We start from the raw sequence: 21642 nt of genomic DNA, 5'->3' as shown, positions 1-21642 counted from the left end.
AGGATGGCCTTTTTGCGTTTCTGCACCTGCTTCCTTTCCATAAACTAATCACCCATCCCTTCGTATATACGGTAAACTATCCCGGTTTTTGCATCAGGATAGCGTCTATGAATCACTCCCTTAAGCCCTGGAATACCTTTGGTATTCAACGGAATGCTAATCAAATTGTACGTGCCGACAGTGCTCAGCAGTTGCTGAATGCCTGGCAAAACGCAACAGAAAACGGTGAACCCGTACTTATTCTGGGCGAAGGAAGTAATGTCCTGTTTCTCGATGATTTTGCGGGGACGGTAATCGTTAATCGCATCATGGGGATTGAGCGTAAAGAGAGCGCTGACAGCTGGCATTTACACGTGGGTGCTGGCGAAAACTGGCACCATCTGGTGCAATATACCCTTGAAAAAGGGATGCCCGGACTGGAAAACCTGGCCCTGATCCCGGGCTGTGCAGGATCATCTCCTATTCAAAACATCGGTGCCTACGGCATCGAACTGAAACACGTCTGCGAATATGTCGACTGCATCGAACTCGCGACCGGAACGGCGAAGCGTTTGACCGCAGAGCAGTGCCGCTTTGGCTATCGCGACAGCATTTTCAAGCACGACTATCAGGATCGTTTTGTCATTGTGGCCGTTGGCCTGCGTCTGGCGAAAGCATGGAAACCCGTTCTGACTTACGGCGATCTGGCCCGTCTCGATCCGGCTACCGTCACACCGCGTGAGGTTTTTGATTCCGTTTGCCACATGCGAATGACCAAGCTACCGGACCCGAAAGTTAACGGAAATGCGGGCAGTTTCTTCAAAAATCCGGTGATCGGCCGCGAAAATGCGAAAGCGTTTCTCGCTGGCTGGCCAACGGCCCCGCATTATCCTCAGGCGGATGGCAGCGTGAAGCTGGCCGCAGGCTGGCTTATCGATCAATGTGAATTAAAAGGTACTACGCTTGGTGGCGCTGCTGTTCATCGTCAGCAGGCGCTGGTACTGATCAACCAGTCCAACGCGACAAGTGAGGATGTCGTCAACCTGGCGCATCATGTTCGCCAGCGTGTGGGCGAAAAATTTAACGTCTGGCTGGAGCCTGAAGTTCGCTTTATTGGCCGAACGGGCGAAGTGAATGCCGTGGAGACCATTGCGTGAAGGACAATACTATTCCGTTAACTCTCATCGGTATTCTTGCTGATGGCGAGTTTCATTCTGGCGAGCAGCTGGGCGAACAGCTGGGCATGAGCCGCGCTGCCATCAATAAACATATTCAAACGCTCCGCGACTGGGGCGTAGATGTGTTTACGGTGCCGGGAAAAGGCTACAGCCTGCCGGAACCAATCCAGTTACTGAATGAAGAGATCATCCGCAGCCAGATTGGACACGGTAACGTCGCGGTATTGCCGGTCATTGATTCGACGAACCAGTATCTGCTGGATCGCCTGAGCGAGCTGAAATCCGGTGATGCCTGCGTTGCCGAGTACCAACAGGCAGGACGTGGCCGCCGGGGGCGTAAGTGGTTTTCGCCATTTGGCGCCAACCTATACCTTTCCATGTACTGGCGGCTTGAACAGGGGCCAGCTGCGGCCATCGGGCTGAGCCTGGTCATCGGCATTGTGATGGCAGAGGTGCTGCATGATTTGGGTGCCGATCAGGTGCGGGTAAAATGGCCCAACGATCTGTATCTCAACGATCGAAAGCTGGCGGGGATCCTGGTCGAACTGACGGGAAAAACAGGCGATGCCGCACAGATCGTCATTGGGGCGGGGCTGAACATGGTGATGCGAAACGTGCAGAACGATGTCGTGAACCAGGCCTGGACCAACCTACAGGAAGCGGGGATCACCATCGATCGCAATACGCTTGCCGTCCGCATGATCAATGAGTTGCGTAGTTCGCTGACGCTCTTTGAACAAGAGGGGTTAGCGCCATTCCTGTCCCGCTGGGAAAAGCTGGATAACTTTATTAACCGACCGGTGAAGCTGCTGATTGGGGATAAAGAGATTTACGGCACATCACGCGGCATTGACGCGCAGGGCGCGTTGCTGCTTGAACAGGATGGCGTGATTAAGCCCTGGGTGGGCGGTGAAATTTCATTACGAAGTGCAGAGTAACCCTCTCCCCACAGGGGAGAGGGTGTAGCAGGTCACTGCGGATACGGCACCCAATCCCCGGCATTCAGTCGGACATAAGGCTTATTCTGATACTGGATCACCACCGCATTGGCGTTTTCCGATACCTCCGCCGTCTGCGGCAGCCCGCTGGTGAGCTGATCCCAGTTCACGCTATCTTCCACAAACAGCTTACCGTCTACAGCGCGAGCAACCAGTTCCGAGATGGCCAGATAGCTGCTTGGCTGTGTGATCTCAACTGGCGCGCCCTGATGCGGTGCCTTCATGCCAAAGAACTTAATCCCGGCCGGAACGTTTGTGATGGACGGGCTTGGGATATCGCGCAGACCAGACACCTGCATCCTGTCGCCTTTCAGCGCTCCACCATGTTCCGGGACCACCACCACCATCACTTTACGACCTGATTTTTCCAGCTCGTTGAAGAACGCGTTCAGCTCGTCAAAGAACTTCTGCGCACGGGCCTTGTAATCGGCCGTTTTGCTTACGCCCGGATAATGGTTCCCGTCGTGAAGCGGCAGCGTATTATAGAACGTCGCGCTACGCGTCCCTTCCTCTTTACCGACGGTGTCAAACCAGCGCTGAAGTACGGCGGTATCGTCATAGACCGGCGAGCCATCGAAGCCCAGTAACGTCACTGGCAGCCCTTTCTGGTCCATCAGTGGGGCCTGCATGCCACCCTGTTCACGCACTTCTTTCAGGAAGTTACCGAACTGACCGTTATGGCCCATCATCAGGTGTTGGGTAAAGCCCAGTTTTGCCAGGTTATCAAACAGGTAACACTGGTTAGCTGCCGGCTGGTAGAGGTTCTTATGCGAGGGCTGCCCACAGCTGGCGCGCAGCAGGCGGATAGCCGCCGGGCCGCTGTACGACGTGGCCGAGTTGAAGTCTTTGAACTGAATATCGAAATGCGACCACAGCGGGTGCGACATCAAACCAGCCGCATCAACGTCAGCCCAGGACAGAGAACAGATGTTAATGACCAGCAACTCAAACGGCTGAGCATCAGCAGGCAGCGCGTCCGGGAATTTCGTCTGACGCTTATCTTCCGCAGCGTAAAAACTGGAGAGCCACGCGTTCAGGTTCGTGGATGTCGGCGGCGCCGTCTGCGCTGGAATATCCCCAACCACAGGCGTATCCCCTGCTGTCGCGACGGTAGCGGCGGCGGAACCGCCCGTGGTGGTTACGGTTGTCGTCGGCTGACCGGCTGGCCACAGCGAGAAGCTCGGGCCCGTCAGCGTCAGTACGTTTAGCCAGATCATAATCGCGACGACAAACACCGTCACCCGGATCCACTGAGACAGGAACAGCCAGGCAACCAGCAGGACAAATACCGCGCCAATCATCTGCCAGTTAATAAAGCGCTCAACCAGATCGAGCATATAGTCCGCACTGAAACCTGCGACCTGGGAGCCCTGGCTCATAATGCTTTCGGGGCCGGGTAGCCAGGTATCATGCCAGAACAGGGCGAAACCGATAGGGATAGCAATCCAGTGACGTATACGGTGCAGCCTGAGGTTCGGGATTGGCATCAGCAGGAATGCCATAAACACCAGATTAAGCAGCGGGTGGAAATTAAGATAGCCTGCCCACAGCAGACCAAACTTCACCAGAAAGTAGAAATTCCAGCCGGACAGACCGCGCCAGTATTGCCAGAGTGGCGATGGCGCTGAAGAGGTATAGGTAGAATTAGTCATGTTTTCGGTTTGCCTTGACGTTTGAAGCGCGAGTCAGTGTTCCGGCGGGTTTAATATAGCGAGGTTTGACGAACAGTAATCTGATCGTATCGCGAATACGGCGCAGGGAATGGCGTGCATAGTAGCCAAGCGGCAAAAAAATCAGCGCGCACAGAACAACCAGTTGGATGATATCGCTGATATTCATAATGGAACGCTCTCCTTGTTCTCATCCATTAAGCGTAGCGGCTCAGGAACCCGACGCCATACATGCCCGTCATGTTTCGCGTTCAGAACCGGTTTGGCACCACTTGTAACAGGCAACGGTTTGGCCCATTTTTCAGGTGCCAGGGCTCGCATCTGGACAAGCTCAGCGCTGATCAAATTATCTTCAAACCAGACCATGCGGTTCGAGAAAATATCCCCGGTAGGCAGCGGGAAGATATGGTTCAGGGCGGTATCCAGATCGTTCACCCGACAGAAGGAGAGGAACAGCACCAGGCGATTATCGCCAATGGTCATGATATCCCCGATACGATTAGGGCGGCACAAGGTGAGCGCCTGCTCAACGCGAATGCCCGGCACAGGACGCAGGGCAACCATCACCCCTTTTCCGTCTGCCGGTAAAAGCGTATTGCTCATCATGTTGCCCACCGCATCGCAGAAGGTGTCCCATTTCTGGTAGCCGCGCAGTTTCATCGGCTGCGTCATTGAAAGCAGGGTGCTGATATCTTCCGGAACATATCGATTAAACTGCTGGCCCTGAATGCTTTCGATCAGCGTCAGACAGCGCGACAGGGGAGCATTCCAGGGAATGACCATATTCGCGCCGCAGCCCAGTAATAAGCGCTCATCGGTGGCGCGCAGGCTGGTATTATTTTCACGTACCACGATTTTTAACGCGCTGCCGCGCTGGCGACGTAATGTGTGAATGTGCCGTGCCAGCGTTTCGATTTGGTTATTCTGGATCAACGAGAAGATAATGGTCGCCGCCTGCGTGGTGCGCGCCTCATCAAATAAGGCCTCGTTAGTTTCGAACAGTGACCAATGCTCAGACAGTGCAGGCGCACCTTCCAGAACCGCAATATGACTCAGAACGCGCTTTTCATCACTGCGTGGCTGAACCACCGTCTCTTCCTGTTGAGCAAGATGCCACTCGTCCCCGACATTTTTGAGGGTAAGCTGCTGTCGGGAGCTCACCCCTTTTTCATTGCACCAGAAAGCCACGTCGTAAAGATGGCTGTCAGTCTGGACACGAATACTGGCCAGGCCATAGAGGGAACGGTATTCACTCATTAAAAGTGAAAAAAGTTTGTCGTTATTACTGCCTGGGTTAACAACCAATAAGGTGCAATTTTGATTTTTTGCCCATCTGCTGATTCTTCCCAGCCATTTCAGCAGTTTTTCAGACGGGATATTTTGTAGACCGTTTTGAGAACATTTAAGAATCAGTAAATAGTGTTCAGGAACAATAGAGCACTGAATATCGCGGGGCAAAAAGTATAAACTGTCGGCCTCCGCTGGCATGGAAAATAATCGTACTGTCTGGGGTCCACGGTCAGTTTCGAGCCTGATGATTGACTTTGGCTCATCGCCCATCGTAATGACGGCCACGCGGTAATCCTTACCCTGCGCCGCTATCGTCTGGTTTACCAGACTGATGGCATCTTCATTACGATCCGTATTAACCCACCAGACTCCTCCGACTGGCATGTGGCGCAATTCGTCCCATAATGACTGGATGCCAATAGAAAATATGGAGTCCACGGTGTCCCTCTTTTCGTCGAATTTCTATGTCTCTCAGTTTACTAGCGAAAGCGTAGAAATAAACCTAACATTGAAATTAAAGAACATCAGATTTAGCATGTAAATGAAATTTCGTGGGCAGGACGCCTCGCTGCATCTGAATCTTATGATTTTACTCAAAGGGATGAAATAAGAATGCAAAATAACGAACCCGCAACTCCAGTCGACCCAAGCCTGGGTTACACATTCCAAAACGATTTTCTGGCGCTCACGCAGGCTTTTTCATTGCCTGAAATAGATTACACCGATATTTCCCAGCGGGAACAGTTGGCTGCGGCTATTAAACGTTGGCCGTTATTAGCTGAGTTTGCCCAACAACAATAAGGAAGCCATTGATGGCCGTACTAGGATTACAGGGCGTCCGTGGTGGAGTGGGTACAACTTCCGTAACCGCGGCGCTGGCGTGGTCATTACAGGTTTTAGGTGAATCAGTACTGGTTATTGATGCCTGCTCCGATAATTTGCTGCGCATGTCATTCAATGTCGACTTTACACATGAAAACGGCTGGGGGCGCGCGCTTCTGGACGATAAAGACTGGCGGGATGCGGGTTTGCGCTATACCTCCCAGCTCGATTTGCTTCCCTTTGGTCAGATGACGGAAACCGAACGCGGGAATGAAGCTGCGTTTCAGCGCCTGTTCTCTCGCTTCACCACCGCTTTGCAGAGTCTGAAAGAGAGCGGACACTATCAGTGGATCCTGCTGGACCTGCCGCACGGCGCCGCGTCGCTGACCCGCCAGCTTCTGTCGCAGTGCGACCATGTGCTCTCCATTGCGAACGTAGATGCGAATTGTCATATCCGTCTGCATCAACAGGCAATGCCTGCCAATGCCCATATTCTGATTAACGATCTGCGCATTGGCAGCCAGATCCAGGACGATCTGTACCAGGTCTGGCTCCAGAGTCAGCGCCGCCTGTTGCCAATGGTTATTCATCGTGACGAAGCGATGGCGGAGTGCCTCGCTTCCAAACAACCGCTTGGGGAGTACCGTAGTGATTCACTGGCGGCAGAAGAGATCCTGACGCTGGCCAACTGGTGTCTGCTGCACTTTGCTAAACGGCCGGAGCCTGCCGGGAGTTCAGTATGAGCCGCCTGACCAACTGGTTGCTCATCCCGCCGGTCAGTTCGCGCTTAAGTGAACGCTACCGCCATTACCGTCATCACGGCGCCTCATCGCTGAGCGCTGCGCTGGGCTGCTTCTGGATGATTCTGGCGTGGATGTTCATCCCCCTCGAACATCCACGCTGGCAACGTATTCGTGCGCGCCACGGTGAACTCTATCCGCATATCAACCCTGACAAGCCGCGTCCGCTCGATCCCGCGCGCTACGCTATACAGTCCATCTGGCTTCTGGCGACCTCAACGGGTGCGGAGAAAAAAACGTCCCGCTGGCGCAGCTTCGATCGCGTGCAGAACTTACGTGAACACTATCACCAGTGGCTTAACCGGCTACCCGACCGGGTTGGCGATAGAACAGGTCATTTAGATAATCACAAAGAGCTCGGGCACCTTCACCCGGGCTTACGGCGTTTTATTCTCGGCGTGGTGGTGGTGTTCTCGCTCATACTGGCGCTGGTCTGTATTACCCAGCCCTTCAACCCGCTGGCACAGTTTACCTTCCTGATCCTGCTGTGGGGCGTGGCGCTGCTGGTGCGGCGCATTCCGGGGCGTTTTTCTGCCCTGATGCTGATCGTGCTGTCGCTGACCGTTTCCTGCCGCTACATCTGGTGGCGATATACCTCAACGCTGAACTGGGACGATCCGGTCAGCCTGGTGTGTGGGTTAGTGCTGCTGTTCGCTGAGACCTACGCCTGGATCGTGCTGGTGCTGGGTTACTTCCAGGTTATCTGGCCGCTGAATCGACAGCCGGTGCCGCTGCCAAAAGACACGACCCAGTGGCCAACGGTGGACCTCTTCGTGCCGACCTACAACGAAGACCTGTCGGTGGTGAAAAACACCATTTACGCCGCGCTGGGTATCGACTGGCCGAAGGATAAAATCAAAATCTGGATCCTTGATGACGGTGGCCGCGCCGAGTTCCGCCAGTTCGCGGACGAAGTAGGGGTCGAGTACATCGCCCGTACCACGCATGAACACGCTAAGGCCGGTAACATCAACAATGCGCTGAAATATGCCAAAGGGGAGTTCGTCTCTATTTTCGACTGCGACCACGTGCCAACGCGCTCGTTTCTGCAAATGACCATGGGCTGGTTCCTGAAGGAGAAAGAGCTGGCGATGATGCAGACGCCGCACCACTTCTTCTCGCCGGATCCGTTTGAACGTAACCTTGGTCGTTTTCGTAAAACCCCGAACGAGGGCACACTGTTCTATGGTCTGGTGCAGGACGGGAACGACATGTGGGACGCAACATTCTTCTGCGGCTCCTGTGCGGTGATCCGCCGTAAACCGCTGGATGAAATTGGCGGGATCGCCGTCGAGACGGTCACGGAAGATGCGCACACTTCGCTGCGTCTGCACCGTCTTGGCTATACCTCCGCCTACATGCGCATTCCTCAGGCGGCGGGGCTGGCCACGGAATCCCTGTCGGCGCATATCGGCCAGCGTATTCGCTGGGCGCGCGGCATGGTGCAAATTTTCCGCCTCGATAACCCGCTGATGGGTAAAGGACTGAAACTGGCGCAACGGCTGTGCTACGTTAACGCCATGTTCCACTTCCTGTCGGGTATTCCACGGCTTATCTTCCTCACTGCGCCGCTGGCGTTCCTGCTTCTTCACGCTTACATCATCTATGCGCCTGCGCTGATGATTGCCCTGTTCGTTCTGCCGCACATGATCCACGCCAGCCTGACGAACTCGAAGATTCAGGGGAAATATCGCCATTCGTTCTGGAGTGAAATCTACGAAACGGTGCTGGCCTGGTATATCGCGCCGCCAACCATGGTGGCGCTGATTAACCCGCATAAAGGGAAATTCAACGTCACCGCGAAGGGCGGGCTGGTGGAAGAGGAGTATGTCGACTGGGTGATCTCCCGGCCCTATATCTTCCTGGTGCTGCTGAATATTGTGGGCGTGATTGTTGGGGTCTGGCGCTACTTCTACGGCCCGGAAAACGAAATTCTGACGGTCTTCGTGAGTATGGCGTGGGTGTTTTATAACCTGATTATCCTCGGTGGCGCGGTGGCGGTATCAGTGGAGAGCAAACAGGTTCGCCGCGCGCATCGCGTCGAAATCAGCATGCCAGCGGCCATTGCCCGCGACGATGGACATCTCTTCTCCTGTACCGTACATGACTTTTCGGATGGCGGTCTGGGTATCAAGATCAACGGTCAGGCGAAGGTGCTTGAGGGGCAGAAGGTCAACCTATTGCTTAAGCGCGGCCAGCAGGAGTATGTCTTCCCGACGCAGGTGGTGCGTGTGAGAGGAAATGAAGTGGGTCTGCAACTGATGCCGCTGACTAAAAAGCAACACATTGATTTTGTGCAGTGTACGTTTGCCCGCGCGGATACGTGGGCTCTCTGGCAGGACAGCTTCCCTGAGGATAAGCCTCTGGAAAGCCTGCTGGATATTCTTAAGCTGGGGTTCCGTGGCTATCGTCACCTTGCAGAATTTGCCCCGTCGTCGGTGAAATTAATTTTCCGGTCACTTACTTCACTGGTTTCCTGGGTCGTGTCGTTCATTCCGCGTCGACCTGAGCGAGATGAAGCGAAGCAGGCGGACCCGGTTATGGCTCAACAATGATGATAACGCGATGAAAACAAAACTTTCCTGGTTATGTGCAGTGGCAATGGGGATGAGTGCGCTCCCTGCAACAGTGGCTAACGCGGCGCCTGATAACGCAGCGACCACACCCGCGCCAACGGTGCCTGTCGTCGCGCAAGCGACCGATCCGGTAGTGACGGCGGCGCCGGGGCAGACGGAAAACGTCGTCCCGAATCAGCCGACGACGGGGAATACGCTGCCCGCCGACAACCCGGTGGTTGGGCAGGTTATGCCTGGCGTGCCGGGAGCCAGTGCACCGGTGGTTGCGGAAAATACGCCGTCGCGTGACGTTAAGCTGACGTTCGCCCAGATCGCGCCTCCTCCGGGCAGCATGGTTCTGCGCGGCATCAACCCAAATGGCGGTGTCGAATTCGGTATGCGTAGCGATGAAGTCGTGTCGAAAGCGATGCTCAACCTGGAATACACGCCATCGCCGTCGCTGCTGCCGGTGCAATCCCAGCTTAAGGTCTATCTGAATGATGAGCTGATGGACGTCCTGCCCGTCACCAAAGAGCAACTGGGTAAGAAAACCCTGGCTCAGGTGCCGATTAACCCGCTGTTTATCACCGACTTTAACCGCGTGCGTCTGGAATTTGTCGGCCATTACCGCGATGTCTGTGAAAACCCGGCCAGCAGCACCCTGTGGCTGGATGTTGGTCGTAACTCTTCGCTTCAGATGACCTATCAGCCGCTGGCGTTGAAAAACGATCTCTCCGCCTTCCCGGTGCCGTTCTTCGACCCGCGTGATAACCGTCCACTGAACCTGCCAATGGTGTTTGCGGGCTCTCCTGATGTGACCGAACAGCTGGCGGCCTCTATCGTGGCATCCTGGTTTGGTTCCCGCTCCGGCTGGCGTGGCCAGAGTTTCCCGGTTATGTACGACAAAATGCCGGACAAAAACGCGATTGTGTTTGCCACCAACGCCAAACGCCCGGCATTCCTGCGGGACCATCCAGAGGTGAAAGCGCCCACCATCGAGATGATCAGCCATCCCGACAATCCGTACGTGAAGCTGCTGGTGATCTTCGGGCGTGATGATAAAGATCTGGTGCAGGCGGCAAAAGGCATTGCGCAGGGCAATATCCTGTTCCGCGGTAATAGCGTCGTGGTGGATGAGGTGAAACCGCTGCTGGCACGTAAGCCTTATGATGCGCCGAACTGGGTCCGCACCGACCGCGCGATTACCTTCGGCGAGCTGAAAACCTATGAAGAGCAATTGCAGTCAACCGGGCTTGAACCTTCTCCTGTCAGCCTGTCGCTGAACCTGCCGCCGGATCTCTATCTGCTGCGCACCAACGGTATTGATATCAACCTGAACTACCGTTACACCGCGCCGGTAACCAAAGACAGCTCGCGCATGGATATCAGCCTCAACAACCAGTTCCTGCAATCCTTCAGCCTGACCAGCAGCCAGGAGACAAACCGGTTGATGCTTCGTCTGCCTGTATTGCAGGGGCTGCTGGATGGCAAAACCGATGTGTCGATCCCGGCGCTGAAGCTCGGTGCGGTGAACCAGCTGCGGTTTAACTTCCAGTACATGAACCCGATGCCGGGTGGATCGGTGGAAAACTGTATTACCTTCCAGCCGGTGCAAAACCACGTGGTGATTGGTGATGATTCCACAATCGACTTCTCGAAGTATTACCACTTTATCGCGATGCCGGATCTGCGTGCGTTTGCTAACGCCAGTTTCCCGTTCAGCCGCATGGCTGATCTCTCTGAATCGATTGTCGTGATGCCAAAAGCGGCCAACGAAGGCCAGGTTGCCACGCTGCTGGACACCATGGGCACCGTCGGGGCGCAAACCGGCTTACCGGCTATCAACGTGACGGTGACGGATGACGGTAGCCAGATCCAGAACAAAGATGCCGATATCATGGTCATCGGCAACATTCCGGACAAGCTGAAAGACGAGAAGCGCGTCGATCTGCTGGTGCAGGCGGCTCAGCCATGGGTCAACACGCCGCTGCGTCAGACCGAGTTCCCGAGCATCATGCCGGACAGCGGCGATCGCCAGGCCAATATCAGGACGACCGTAAGCTCAACGGGTCCGATGGCTGCGATTGTCGGTTTCCAGTCTCCGTATAACGACCAGCGCAGCGTGATCGCCCTGCTTGCGGACAGCCCGCGCGGCTATGAGCTGCTCAACACGGCCATGAACGACAGCGGTAAACGGGCGGCAATGTTCGGTTCCGTCTCGGTGATCCGTGAGTCGGGGGTAAACAGCCTGCGCGTGGGGGATGTCTACTACGTCGGTCATCTGCCGTGGTTCGAACGCCTGTGGTACGCCCTCTCTAACCACCCGGTGCTGCTGGCCGTGCTGGCTGCGCTCAGCGTTGTATTGCTGGCGTGGGTATTGTGGCGTCTGCTGCGAATCATCAGCCGTCGTCGTCTTAACCCGGACCATGAGTAAGCCGTGATGAAAATCTTTCGCGGGTGTGTAGTCGCAGCGTTGATGCTGGCGGCGGCGAATCTGCATGCCGCCTGTCGCTGGCCTGCCTGGGAGACGTTCAAGCAGGATTATATGAGCGAAAGTGGGCGCGTCATTGATCCCAGTGACGCGCGCAAAATCACCACCTCCGAAGGGCAAAGCTACGGACTGTTCTTTGCCCTGGCAGCAAACGATCGCAAGACGTTTGATCTGCTGCTGACATGGACGCGCGATAACCTTGCCGAGGGGGATTTAGCCCAACATCTCCCGGCCTGGCTGTGGGGGAAAAAGGACGACGAAACCTGGGCGGTTATCGACCCTAACTCCGCGTCTGATGCCGATATCTGGATTGCCTGGTCGCTGCTGGAAGCCGGGCGGCTGTGGAAAAATCCCGATTACACGCGCACGGGTAAGGCGCTGTTGACGCGCATTGCCAGTGAGGAAGTGGTGAAGGTGCCGGGGCTGGGTTCTATGCTGCTGCCGGGTAAAGTCGGTTTTGCCGAAGAGAGTGTCTGGCGCTTCAACCCCAGCTACCTGCCGCCGCAGCTTGCGAGCTATTTCACCCGTTTCGGCGCACCGTGGACAACGCTCCGTGAAACCAACCTGCGTCTGCTGCTGGAGACCGCGCCAAAAGGATATTCCCCGAACTGGGTGAAATACCAGAAAAAGGGCGGCTGGCAGTTGAAGCAGGATACGACCCTGATCGGCAGTTACGATGCGATTCGCGTCTATCTGTGGGTAGGGATGATGAACGATAACGATCCGCAAAAAGCCCGGCTACTGGCGCGTTTCAAGCCCATGGCGACCACCACAATCAAACAAGGCTTACCGCCGGAAAAAGTGGACGTAGCGACCGGGAAACGTACCGGAGATGGGCCGGTAGGGTTTTCTGCCTCCCTGCTTCCATTTTTACAAGAACGGGACGCGCAGGCGGTGCAACGCCAGCGTGTCGCCGATCGTTTTCCCGATAACAATGCTTATTACAGCTACGTTCTGACCCTCTTTGGACAAGGGTGGGATCAGCATCGTTTTCGTTTCACCTCGCAAGGTGAATTACTACCGGATTGGGGCCAGGAATGCGCACGTTCACACTAAATCTACTCGCCTTATCGCTTGGCCTGGCGCTCATGCCCCTGGCCCAGGCCGCCAACTCCCCGCAGCAGAGACAGCTGCTGGAACAGGTTCGTCTGGGGGAATCCACCCAGCGTGAGGATTTGGTGCGCCAGTCGCTCTATCGCCTTGAGCTGATCGACCCCAACAACCCGGACGTGATTGCCGCTCGCTTCCGCTACCTGTTACGACAGGGGGATACGGCGGGCGCGCAAAAAGAGCTGGATCGCCTGAAAGGAATGGCACCCGATTCCAGTGCGTATCAGTCCTCCCGTACGACCATGCTGCTCTCCACGCCGGATGGTCGCCAGGCCCTCCAGCAGGCTCGTCTGCTCGCCACCACCGGGCACACGCAGGAAGCTATTGCCGCGTATGACAAACTGTTTGACGGTAATCCGCCCAGCGGCGACATCGCGACGGAGTACTGGAACGTGGTGGCGAAAGAGCCTGCCCGCCGTAATCTGGCCATTAATCAGCTGAAGAAAATCAACGCCAGCAGTCCGGGCAACGCCCCGCTACAGGCTTCGCTGGCGCAGCTTCTGTTCCAGAGCGGACGGCGTGATGAAGGGTTTGCGGTGTTACAGGAGATGGCCAAATCGAACAATGGCCGCAGTCAGGCGTCGGACATGTGGTACCAGCAGATCAAAGATCAGCCGGCCAGCAGCGCCAGCGTTACCGCGCTGCAACAATACCTGAGCGTGTTCAGCGATGGCGATAACGTGACGGCGGCGCGCGCCCAGCTTGAAGCGCAGCAAAAACAGCTCGCCGATCCGGCGTTTCGCGCCAAAGCCGAAGGGTTAGCCGCAGTGGATGCCGGGCAGGGCAGTAAAGCGGTAACGGAGTTGCAGAAAGCAGTCAGCGCCAACCACGCCGACAGTGAAGCCGTAGGCGCGCTGGGGCAGGCCTATTCGCAGAAAGGCGATCGCGCCCGCGCGGTTGCGCAGTTTGAAAAGGCGATCGCCCTCGATCCGCAGAGCGACAACCGGGGCAAATGGGACAGCCTGCTGAAGGTTAACCGATACTGGCTGCTGATCCAGCAGGGTGATAACGCCCTGAAAGCCAACAAGACAGCCCAGGCGGAACGCTATTATCAGCAGGCGCGCAACATTGACAATACGGACAGCTACGCGGTCCTGGGGCTGGGTGACGCGGCGGCGGCGCGGAAAGATAACGACGCGGCTGAACGCTATTATCGCCAGGCATTGCGGATGGACAGCGGCAACAGCAACGCGGTACGCGGTCTTGCCAATATTTATCGCGAGCAGTCTCCGGAGAAGGCGACGCAGTTTATTCAGTCGCTCTCTGCCAGCCAGCGCCGCAGCATTGATGATATTGAACGTAGCCTGACGAACGAGCAGCTCTCGGCTCAGGCTGAACAGCTGGAAAGCCAGGGAAACTATGCGCAGGCCGCAGAAATTCAGCGCCGACGCCTTGCGCTTTCCCCGGGCGACGTGTGGATCACCTACCGGCTATCACGCGATCTGTATAGCGCGGGTCAGCGCAGCCAGGCGGATAACCTGATGCGCCAGCTGGCAAGCCAGAAACCGGGCGATCCGGATCAGGTTTACGCCAGCGGGCTGTACCTGTCCGGTAACGATCGGGACCGGGCCGCGCTGGCGCATCTGAACACGCTGCCGCGCGACAAGTGGAACGGCAACATCCAGGCGCTGGCGGACCGCCTGCAAAGTAACCAGGTGCTAGAAAACGCCAACCGCCTGCGCGACGGTGGAAAAGAGCAGGAGGCGGAAGCGCTGCTTCGCCAGCAGCCCCCGTCCACTCGTATCGACTTAACGCTGGCGGACTGGGCTGAACAGCGTGGCGATCACGAGGCCGCGAAAACCGCCTACAACACCGTCCTGCAACGGGAACCGCAGAACGAAGACGCAATTCTCGGCCTGACCGAAGTCAATCTTGCTCAGGGCAACAGGGACGCCGCTCGCGCTGAGCTGGCGAAACTGCCCGCGGCACAAAACGGCGAACCGCTCTCCCTCAATATGCAGCGCCGGATCGCCATGGCGCAGGCCGGTCTGGGCGATTCAGCCGTGGCAGAAAAGACCTTCAACACCATTCTTCCGCAGGCAAAATCGCAGCCGCCTTCTATGGAAAGTGCGCTGGTGATGCGTGATGCCGCCCGTTTCCAGGCACAAAATGGTCAGCCTCAGCAGGCGCTGGACACCTGGAAGGATGCGATGGTCTCATCTGGCATCACAACGACTCGTCCAACCGATAACGACAGCTTTACGCGTCTTACGCGTAACGATGAGAAAGATGACTGGCTGAAGCGCGGCGTGCGCAGCGATGCAGGCGATCTTTATCGTCAGCAGGATCTGAACGTCACGCTGCAACACGACTACTGGGGATCCAGCGGCACGGGGGGCTATTCCGACCTGAAAGCGCACACCACTATGCTCCAGGTGGATGCGCCGCTATCGGAAGGCCGCATGTTCTTCCGTAGCGATCTGGTCAATATGAACGCCGGTTCCTTTGATACGGACAATGGAACCTACGATCCAACGTGGGGTACCTGCGCCGAAACGCCATGTCACGGCAGCACGAACCAGTCGGCCAACGGCGCCAGCGTGGCAGTCGGCTGGCAGAACAAAACCTGGGCGTGGGACATCGGTACAACGCCGATGGGCTTCGACGTGGTCGATGTGGTGGGCAGCCTGAGCTACAGCAACGACTTGGGGCCGATTGGCTACACCCTGAACGCCCATCGTCGTCCGATTTCCAGCTCTGTGCTGGCCTTCGCCGGGCAAAAAGATCCCAATACCGACACCACCTGGGGCGGCGTGCGTGCTACCGGTGGCGGCGTGAGCATGAGCTACGACAAAGGCGAAGCTAACGGGATCTGGTCAAGCCTGAGTGCCGACAGCCTCACCGGGAAGAATGTCGAAGATAACTGGCGGGTCCGCTGGATGACCGGCTATTACTACAAGCTTATCAATCAGAACAACGAGCGTCTGACGGTCGGTGTGTCCAACATGCTCTGGCATTACGATAAGGATTTAAGTGGCTATTCGCTGGGCCAGGGCGGTTACTACAGTCCCCAGGAGTATGTGTCGTTCGCCATACCGGTGAACTGGCGTAAACGCACAGAGAACTGGTCATGGGAGCTGGGCGGTTCCGTCTCATGGTCCCATTCAAAAACAAAGGATGTGATGCGTTATCCGTTGCAGGGGCTGATCCCGGACAATGAGCCAGGCCGTTATACCGATAAAGGTGTGATGGGAACCGGAAGTAGCTCGTCAGGGACGGGTTATACCGCAAGGGCGATTGTTGAACGCCGTGTGACGTCCAACTGGTTTGTCGGTCTGGGCGTCGATATTCAGGAAGCGAAAGACTATACCCCGAGCCATGCGTTGCTCTATGTTCGGTATTCTGCCGCAGGCTGGCAGGGTGATATGGACTTACCGCCGGAACCGCTGGTGCCTTATGCAGACTGGTGATCGGATTTTTGCTTAATCTAATTGTAAGTCTCTCTTAAAAGTGCAGCTATCGGGTATACTCGGGCGCACCAGGTTTACGCCCTGGTGCGCCCTGCGCTTCGAGTTTTGTGGAGAGTCATTTTGCGTGTCAGCCGTTCCTTAACGATCAAACAGATGGCGATGGTGTCTGCCGTCACAATGCTGTTTGTCTTCATCTTCTGCGTCATTTTGCTGTTTCATTCCGTACAGCAGAATCGCTATAACACGGCTTCGCAACTGGAAAGTATTGCCCGCTCGGTGCGGGAACCCCTGTCGGCCTCGATCCTGAAAGGGGATATCCCCGAGGCGGAATCCATCCTGAAGCGCATTCAGCCCGCCGGTATCGTGAGCCGCGCCGACGTCGTGCTGCCGAACCAGTTCCAGGCGCTGCGGATGAGCTTTATCCCGGAGCGTCCCGTCCCGATGATGGTGATGCGCCTGTTTGAACTGCCGGTGCAGATTTCCCTGCCTCTCTATTCCCTGGAAAGACCGGCTAACCCGCAGCCGCTGGCCTATCTGGTACTACAGGCGGACTCGTACCGCATGTATAAATTCGTCATGAGTTGGGTTGCTACGTTAGTGACTACTTACTTACTTTTAACCTTAATGTTGAGCGTGGCGCTGACGTGGTGCATCAACCGGTTAATTGTGCATCCGTTGCGCCGCATAGCCCGGGAGCTGAATGACCTCTCTCCGCAGGAGCACATGGGGCATCAGCTTCCCTTGCCGCGTCTGCATCACGACGATGAAATCGGCATGCTGGTCCGCAGTTACAATATCAACCAGCAGCGTGTCCTGCGTCAGCAGGAAGAGGTCAGTAATAACGCCACCCGTTTCCCGGTTTCCGACCTGCCAAACAAAGCGTTTTTAATGGCCCTGCTGGAGCAGACCGTCGCTCGCCAGCAGACCACCGCGCTGATGGTGATTGCCTGCGAGACCTTACAGGACACGACGGGCGTGCTGAAAGAGAGCCAGCGCGAGATGCTATTACTGACGCTGGTGGAAAAAATCAAATCTGTGCTGGCGCCGCGCATGGTACTTACCCAGGTCAGCGGCTATGACCTGGTGGTGATTGCGCACGGTGTAAAAGAGCCGTGGCACGCTATTACGTTAGGTCAGCAAGTACTCACTGTCATAAATGAGCGGCTACCCATTCAGGGTATCCAGCTACGCCCAAGTGCCAGCATTGGTATCGCAATGTACTACGGTGGTCTGACCGCCGAGCAGTTATACCGTCGGGCTTTCTCAGCAGCGTTTACCGCGCGCCGAAAAGGCAAAAACCAGATCCAGTTCTTTGATCCGGAGCAAATGGAAAAAGCCCAGCAGCGCCTGACGGAAGAGAGCGACATTCTGACGGCGATGGACAATCGCCAGTTTGCGCTCTGGCTACAGCCGCAGGTGGATTTGCGCACGGGTGAAGTGACCAGCGCCGAAGCGTTGCTGCGCATGCAGCAGCCGGACGGCACGTGGGAGCTGCCTGAGGGGATGATCGAACGTATCGAGTCCTGCGGCCTGATGGTCACCGTCGGATACTGGGTGCTGGAAGAGTCGTGCCGCCAGCTTGCGGCCTGGCAACAACGGGGCATCACGCTGCCGCTGTCGGTGAATCTTTCTGCGCTACAGCTGATGCACCCGACTATGGTGCCGGATATGCTCGAGTTGATCCATCGCTACCGCATCCAGCCCCACACGTTGATCCTGGAAGTCACCGAGAGCCGTTGTATTGACAATCCTGACGACGCTGTCGCCATTCTGAAACCGCTGCGTAATGCCGGGATCCGCATTGCGCTGGACGATTTTGGTATGGGGTATTCCGGCCTGCGTCAGCTCCAGCACATGAAAACCCTGCCGGTGGACGTCCTGAAAATCGACAAAACCTTTGTGAAAGGGCTGCCGGAGGATTGCAGCCTGGTGCAGGCCATTATCCAGATGGCGCACAGCCTGAACCTGCACGTGACTGCCGAAGGTATTGAGGCCGAAGCCCAGCGCGAGTGGCTGGCTGCGGCGGGTGTGGAGAGCGGTCAGGGTTTCCTGTTTGGCCGCGCCGTGCCGACGGATACCTTTGAGCGACGCTATCTCGCCGACGATGGCAATAACGCAAAAGTGTAATTTTGTTGCTGGCTTGTGCGAGCCAGCTCAAAGTTCTTAACATTTGTGTTTCAAATTTGAACCCCGTTTATTTCTGTCCTGTTATGTGGGTGTTATTTTAAAGCCGCAGGTTAACCATAACCTTACAAAGCCTGTAGTTATTCTTTCCAGGGACACCCTATGAAAACCTCACTCTTCAAAAGTCTTTACTTCCAGGTCCTGACAGCCATCGCCATCGGTATTTTGCTCGGTCACTACTACCCGGAGCTGGGCGCGCAAATGAAACCGCTTGGCGACGCGTTCGTTAAGCTCATCAAAATGATCATCGCGCCGGTCATCTTCTGTACCGTGGTGACCGGTATCGCCGGCATGGAAAGCATGAAGGCGGTCGGGCGTACGGGGGCGGTTGCCCTGCTGTACTTCGAGATTGTCAGTACGATCGCGCTGATTATCGGCCTGATTATTGTCAACGTGGTACAGCCTGGCGCGGGCATGAACGTTGACCCGGCCACGCTGGATGCGAAAGCGGTGGCGGTTTACGCTGAACAGGCGAAAGATCAGGGGATTGTTGCCTTCCTGCTGGACGTGATCCCGAGCAGCGTGATTGGCGCGTTCGCCAGCGGAAATATCCTCCAGGTACTGCTGTTTGCCGTGCTGTTTGGCTTTGCCCTGCACCGTCTTGGCAGCAAAGGCCAGCTGATTTTTAACGTCATTGAAAGCTTCTCGCAGGTAATCTTCGGCATCATCAACATGATTATGCGTCTGGCCCCGATTGGTGCCTTTGGCGCGATGGCCTTCACCATCGGGAAATACGGCGTCGGCACGCTGGTACAGCTTGGCCAGCTGATTATCTGCTTCTACATCACCTGTATTCTGTTTGTGGTGGTGGTGCTCGGCTCCATCGCTCGTGCGACCGGCTTCAGCATCTTCAAATTTATCCGTTACATTCGTGAAGAGCTGCTGATTGTCCTCGGCACATCCTCTTCTGAGTCCGCGCTGCCGCGTATGCTCGATAAAATGGAAAAGCTGGGCTGCCGTAAGTCAGTGGTGGGGCTGGTTATTCCTACGGGCTACTCCTTTAACCTGGACGGCACCTCGATTTACCTGACGATGGCGGCGGTCTTTATTGCTCAGGCCACCAACAGCCACATGGATATCTTCCATCAGATTACGCTGCTGGTCGTCCTCCTGCTCTCCTCGAAAGGGGCGGCGGGCGTAACGGGTAGCGGATTTATCGTGCTGGCGGCCACTATCTCAGCGGTTGGACATCTGCCGGTGGCGGGTTTGGCCCTGATCCTCGGTATCGACCGCTTTATGTCTGAAGCCCGCGCGTTAACCAACCTGATTGGTAATGGTGTGGCGACGGTTGTGGTGGCGAAGTGGGTAAAAGAGCTGGATCACAAGAAACTTAACGATACGCTGAATAATCGCACATCTGAGGACAAAACCCCCGGTTTATCCTCTTAATCCCTCATAAATGCCCGTATTCCCTTGTGGGGATGCGGGCACCTGCGCATAATAACCGCTCATACCTGTCATATTTCGACAAAATTTTTTTGGGTATATTTCGCTTCCGCCCGTGACGTTTAGCCGAACACGCTGTCTAATCGGAAGGTTTTCATCGTCATCTTTGAGTGCTCACGTCGCGAGACACTCTCTTTAACCAGGAATGTTGATCAGGGGTTCACATGCAGGGCACAAAAATTCGACTCTTAACCGGCGGTTTGCTGATGATGGCAGCAGCCAGTTATGTGCAGGCAGATGCGCTCCAGCCAGACCCGGCCTGGCAACAGGGAACACTGGCGAACGGATTCCAGTGGCAGGTGTTATCCACTCCGCAACGTCCGAGCGATCGCATTGAAATTCGTCTGGCTGTGAATACCGGCTCCCTCACTGAAAGCACCCAGCAGACCGGCTTAAGCCATTTTATTCCTCGACTGGCGCTCACCCAGAGCGGCAGTTTGCAGGCGGTTCAGGTGCGTTCTTTATGGCAACAGGCCATCGATCCTAAACGTCCGCTGCCCCCGGCTGTGGTCTCCTATGACTACACCATGTTTAATCTGAGCCTGCCCAACAACCGTAACGATCTGCTTAAAGAAGCGCTTACCTATCTATCCGATGCCACCGGCAAACTGGCGATTACGCCTGAGACCGTAAACTATGCGTTGAGCAACAGCGACATGGTGGCGACCTGGCCGACGGATACCAAAGAAGGCTGGTGGCGCTACCGCCTGAAAGGGTCCACGCTGCTTGGACACGACCCGGCAGAACCGCTGAAACAGCCGGTGGATCCAGAGCAGGTGAAATCTTTCTACCAGCAGTGGTACACCCCGGATGCCATGACCCTCATTGTAGTGGGCAACGTGGACAGCCGTGCGGTGATAGAGCAGATCAACAAAGCCTTTGGCGATCTAAAAGGGAAGCGTGAAACGCCCGCCCCTGTTCCTACATTGTCCCCGCTGCGTCCTGAGACGGTCAGTATCATGACGGATACCGTGCGTCAGGATCGTCTTTCGATGATGTGGGATACCGCCTGGCAGCCGATCCGCGAGTCCTCGGCGCTGTTGCGTTACTGGCGTGCGGACCTGGCGCGTGAAGCGCTGTTCTGGCATGTTCAGCAGACGCTCAGCAAGAACAACGTGAAAGACATTGGTCTGGGCTTTGACTGCCGCGTGCTGTTCCAGCGCGCCCAGTGCGCCATTAACGTCGAATCGCCGGGTGATAAGCTGAATGCCAATCTCGGCGTGGTGGCGAAAGAGCTGGCTAAAGTGCGTAAAGAGGGCCTGTCTGAAGAGGAATTTAACGCCCTGGTGGCGCAGAAATCCCTCGAATTGCAGAAACTGTTTGCCACCTATGCCCGCGCCGATACCGATATCTTAATCAGCCAGCGCATTCGCTCCTTACAGAATCAGGTCGTGGATATCGCGCCGGAGCAGTATCAGAAATTGCGTCAGGATTTCCTGAACGGTCTGACCGTGGAGATGCTGAATCAGGATCTGCGGCAGCAGCTGTCTCAGGATATGGCGTTGATTCTGTTGCAGCCGAAAGGTGAGCCGGAATATGACATGAAAGAGTTAAAGGCCACCTGGAACGCCATCATGGCGACGCCGTCGCAGCCAGTACAGGCGGCGGCCGATGATTTGCACCAGGATGCGAGCGATATTCCGCAGGGCCAGTAAGGCCCTGCGTTCCCTCTCCCTGTGGGCTGAGGGATTTTATGCAGAAGCAATAAA

General features: G+C 56.1%; 14 protein-coding genes. 11 read left to right on the top strand and 3 right to left on the bottom strand.

Annotated elements, in window-relative coordinates:
- The first annotated feature begins 107 nt into the window (after positions 1 to 107).
- Together murB and birA are read left to right on the top strand one after the other, a co-directional pair.
- A complete protein-coding gene (gene murB, locus INF86_RS19570; RefSeq protein WP_193543837.1) occupies positions 108 to 1136 on the top strand; it encodes a UDP-N-acetylmuramate dehydrogenase in 1029 nt (342 codons plus the stop codon).
- A complete protein-coding gene (gene birA / locus INF86_RS19565) occupies positions 1133 to 2095 on the top strand; it encodes a bifunctional biotin--[acetyl-CoA-carboxylase] ligase/biotin operon repressor BirA (protein ID WP_003861169.1) in 963 nt (320 codons plus the stop codon). The genes murB and birA overlap by 4 nt, the downstream gene beginning before the upstream one ends.
- A 32-nt stretch (positions 2096 to 2127) precedes the next feature.
- On the opposite strand, the gene bcsG is transcribed toward birA, so the two are convergent.
- The 3 genes from bcsG to bcsE are packed head-to-tail and all read right to left on the bottom strand — an operon-like array spanning position 2128 to position 5553.
- Positions 2128 to 3807 (bottom strand): cellulose biosynthesis protein BcsG, encoded by a 1680-nt coding sequence (gene bcsG, locus INF86_RS19560; RefSeq protein ID WP_023298844.1) that lies wholly within the window; start codon positions 3805 to 3807, stop codon positions 2128 to 2130.
- Positions 3800 to 3994 carry a cellulose biosynthesis protein BcsF gene (bcsF, locus tag INF86_RS19555; RefSeq protein ID WP_022649733.1) on the bottom strand — a complete coding sequence of 65 codons (195 nt, stop codon included), beginning with the start codon at positions 3992 to 3994 and terminating at the stop codon, positions 3800 to 3802. Before bcsF ends, bcsG begins: the two co-directional genes overlap by 8 nt.
- The gene (gene bcsE, locus INF86_RS19550) at positions 3991 to 5553 is read right to left on the bottom strand and encodes a cellulose biosynthesis c-di-GMP-binding protein BcsE (RefSeq protein ID WP_022649732.1); all 1563 of its coding nucleotides are present in this window, start codon (positions 5551 to 5553) and stop codon (positions 3991 to 3993) included. Before bcsE ends, bcsF begins: the two co-directional genes overlap by 4 nt.
- Before the next feature lie 174 nt (positions 5554 to 5727).
- Here bcsE and bcsR point away from each other — a divergent pair, with 174 nt between their 5' ends.
- From bcsR to INF86_RS19505, 9 genes are all read left to right on the top strand, one after another.
- Positions 5728 to 5916: a cellulose biosynthesis protein BcsR gene (bcsR, locus tag INF86_RS19545; RefSeq protein WP_022649731.1), complete on the top strand. Its 189-nt coding sequence runs from the start codon at positions 5728 to 5730 to the stop codon at positions 5914 to 5916.
- An 11-nt stretch (positions 5917 to 5927) separates the two neighbouring features.
- On the top strand, positions 5928 to 6680 hold the full coding sequence (bcsQ, locus tag INF86_RS19540; RefSeq protein ID WP_023298843.1) for a cellulose biosynthesis protein BcsQ: 753 nt from the start codon (positions 5928 to 5930) through the stop codon (positions 6678 to 6680).
- A complete protein-coding gene (gene bcsA, locus INF86_RS19535) occupies positions 6677 to 9292 on the top strand; it encodes a UDP-forming cellulose synthase catalytic subunit (RefSeq protein ID WP_023298842.1) in 2616 nt (871 codons plus the stop codon). Before bcsQ ends, bcsA begins: the two co-directional genes overlap by 4 nt.
- A gap of 10 nt (positions 9293 to 9302) precedes the next feature.
- Complete coding sequence (bcsB, locus tag INF86_RS19530; protein ID WP_193543836.1) at positions 9303 to 11726, top strand: cellulose biosynthesis cyclic di-GMP-binding regulatory protein BcsB; 2424 nt, start codon at positions 9303 to 9305, stop codon at positions 11724 to 11726.
- 6 nt (positions 11727 to 11732) lie between these two features.
- Positions 11733 to 12839: a cellulose synthase complex periplasmic endoglucanase BcsZ gene (gene bcsZ / locus INF86_RS19525; RefSeq protein WP_193543838.1), complete on the top strand. Its 1107-nt coding sequence runs from the start codon at positions 11733 to 11735 to the stop codon at positions 12837 to 12839.
- Positions 12821 to 16303 (top strand): cellulose synthase complex outer membrane protein BcsC, encoded by a 3483-nt coding sequence (bcsC, locus tag INF86_RS19520; protein WP_193543835.1) that lies wholly within the window; start codon positions 12821 to 12823, stop codon positions 16301 to 16303. Before bcsZ ends, bcsC begins: the two co-directional genes overlap by 19 nt.
- A 120-nt stretch (positions 16304 to 16423) precedes the next feature.
- Complete coding sequence (gene hmsP / locus INF86_RS19515) at positions 16424 to 18430, top strand: biofilm formation regulator HmsP (RefSeq protein ID WP_022649725.1); 2007 nt, start codon at positions 16424 to 16426, stop codon at positions 18428 to 18430.
- 159 nt (positions 18431 to 18589) lie between these two features.
- Entirely contained in the window at positions 18590 to 19876 is a 1287-nt protein-coding gene (gene dctA, locus INF86_RS19510) for a C4-dicarboxylate transporter DctC (protein WP_022649724.1), read from the top strand.
- A gap of 221 nt (positions 19877 to 20097) precedes the next feature.
- Complete coding sequence (locus INF86_RS19505) at positions 20098 to 21588, top strand: pitrilysin family protein (RefSeq protein WP_022649723.1); 1491 nt, start codon at positions 20098 to 20100, stop codon at positions 21586 to 21588.
- Positions 21589 to 21642 lie beyond the last annotated feature (54 nt).

The sequence above is a fragment of the Enterobacter cloacae complex sp. I1M genome, from assembly GCF_014982425.1.
GTDB lineage: Bacteria > Pseudomonadota > Gammaproteobacteria > Enterobacterales > Enterobacteriaceae > Enterobacter > Enterobacter intestinihominis.
Note: the sequence above shows the minus strand (reverse complement) of the source record. Positions and strands in the feature narration are given on the sequence as shown.

Bases quoted from the DNA above. Each gene is read 5' to 3' on its own strand.
- bcsB (WP_193543836.1), top strand. From the start codon at position 9,303: ATGAAAACAAAACTTTCCTGGTTATGTGCAGTGGCAATGGGGATGAGT.
- bcsQ (WP_023298843.1), top strand. From the start codon at position 5,928: ATGGCCGTACTAGGATTACAGGGCGTCCGTGGTGGAGTGGGTACAACT.
- dctA (WP_022649724.1), top strand. From the start codon at position 18,590: ATGAAAACCTCACTCTTCAAAAGTCTTTACTTCCAGGTCCTGACAGCC.
- bcsC (WP_193543835.1), top strand. From the start codon at position 12,821: ATGCGCACGTTCACACTAAATCTACTCGCCTTATCGCTTGGCCTGGCG.
- bcsZ (WP_193543838.1), top strand. From the start codon at position 11,733: ATGAAAATCTTTCGCGGGTGTGTAGTCGCAGCGTTGATGCTGGCGGCG.
- murB (WP_193543837.1), top strand. From the start codon at position 108: ATGAATCACTCCCTTAAGCCCTGGAATACCTTTGGTATTCAACGGAAT.
- INF86_RS19505 (WP_022649723.1), top strand. From the start codon at position 20,098: ATGCAGGGCACAAAAATTCGACTCTTAACCGGCGGTTTGCTGATGATG.
- bcsA (WP_023298842.1), top strand. From the start codon at position 6,677: ATGAGCCGCCTGACCAACTGGTTGCTCATCCCGCCGGTCAGTTCGCGC.
- bcsF (WP_022649733.1), bottom strand. From the start codon at position 3,994: ATGAATATCAGCGATATCATCCAACTGGTTGTTCTGTGCGCGCTGATT.
- bcsG (WP_023298844.1), bottom strand. From the start codon at position 3,807: ATGACTAATTCTACCTATACCTCTTCAGCGCCATCGCCACTCTGGCAA.
- bcsR (WP_022649731.1), top strand. From the start codon at position 5,728: ATGCAAAATAACGAACCCGCAACTCCAGTCGACCCAAGCCTGGGTTAC.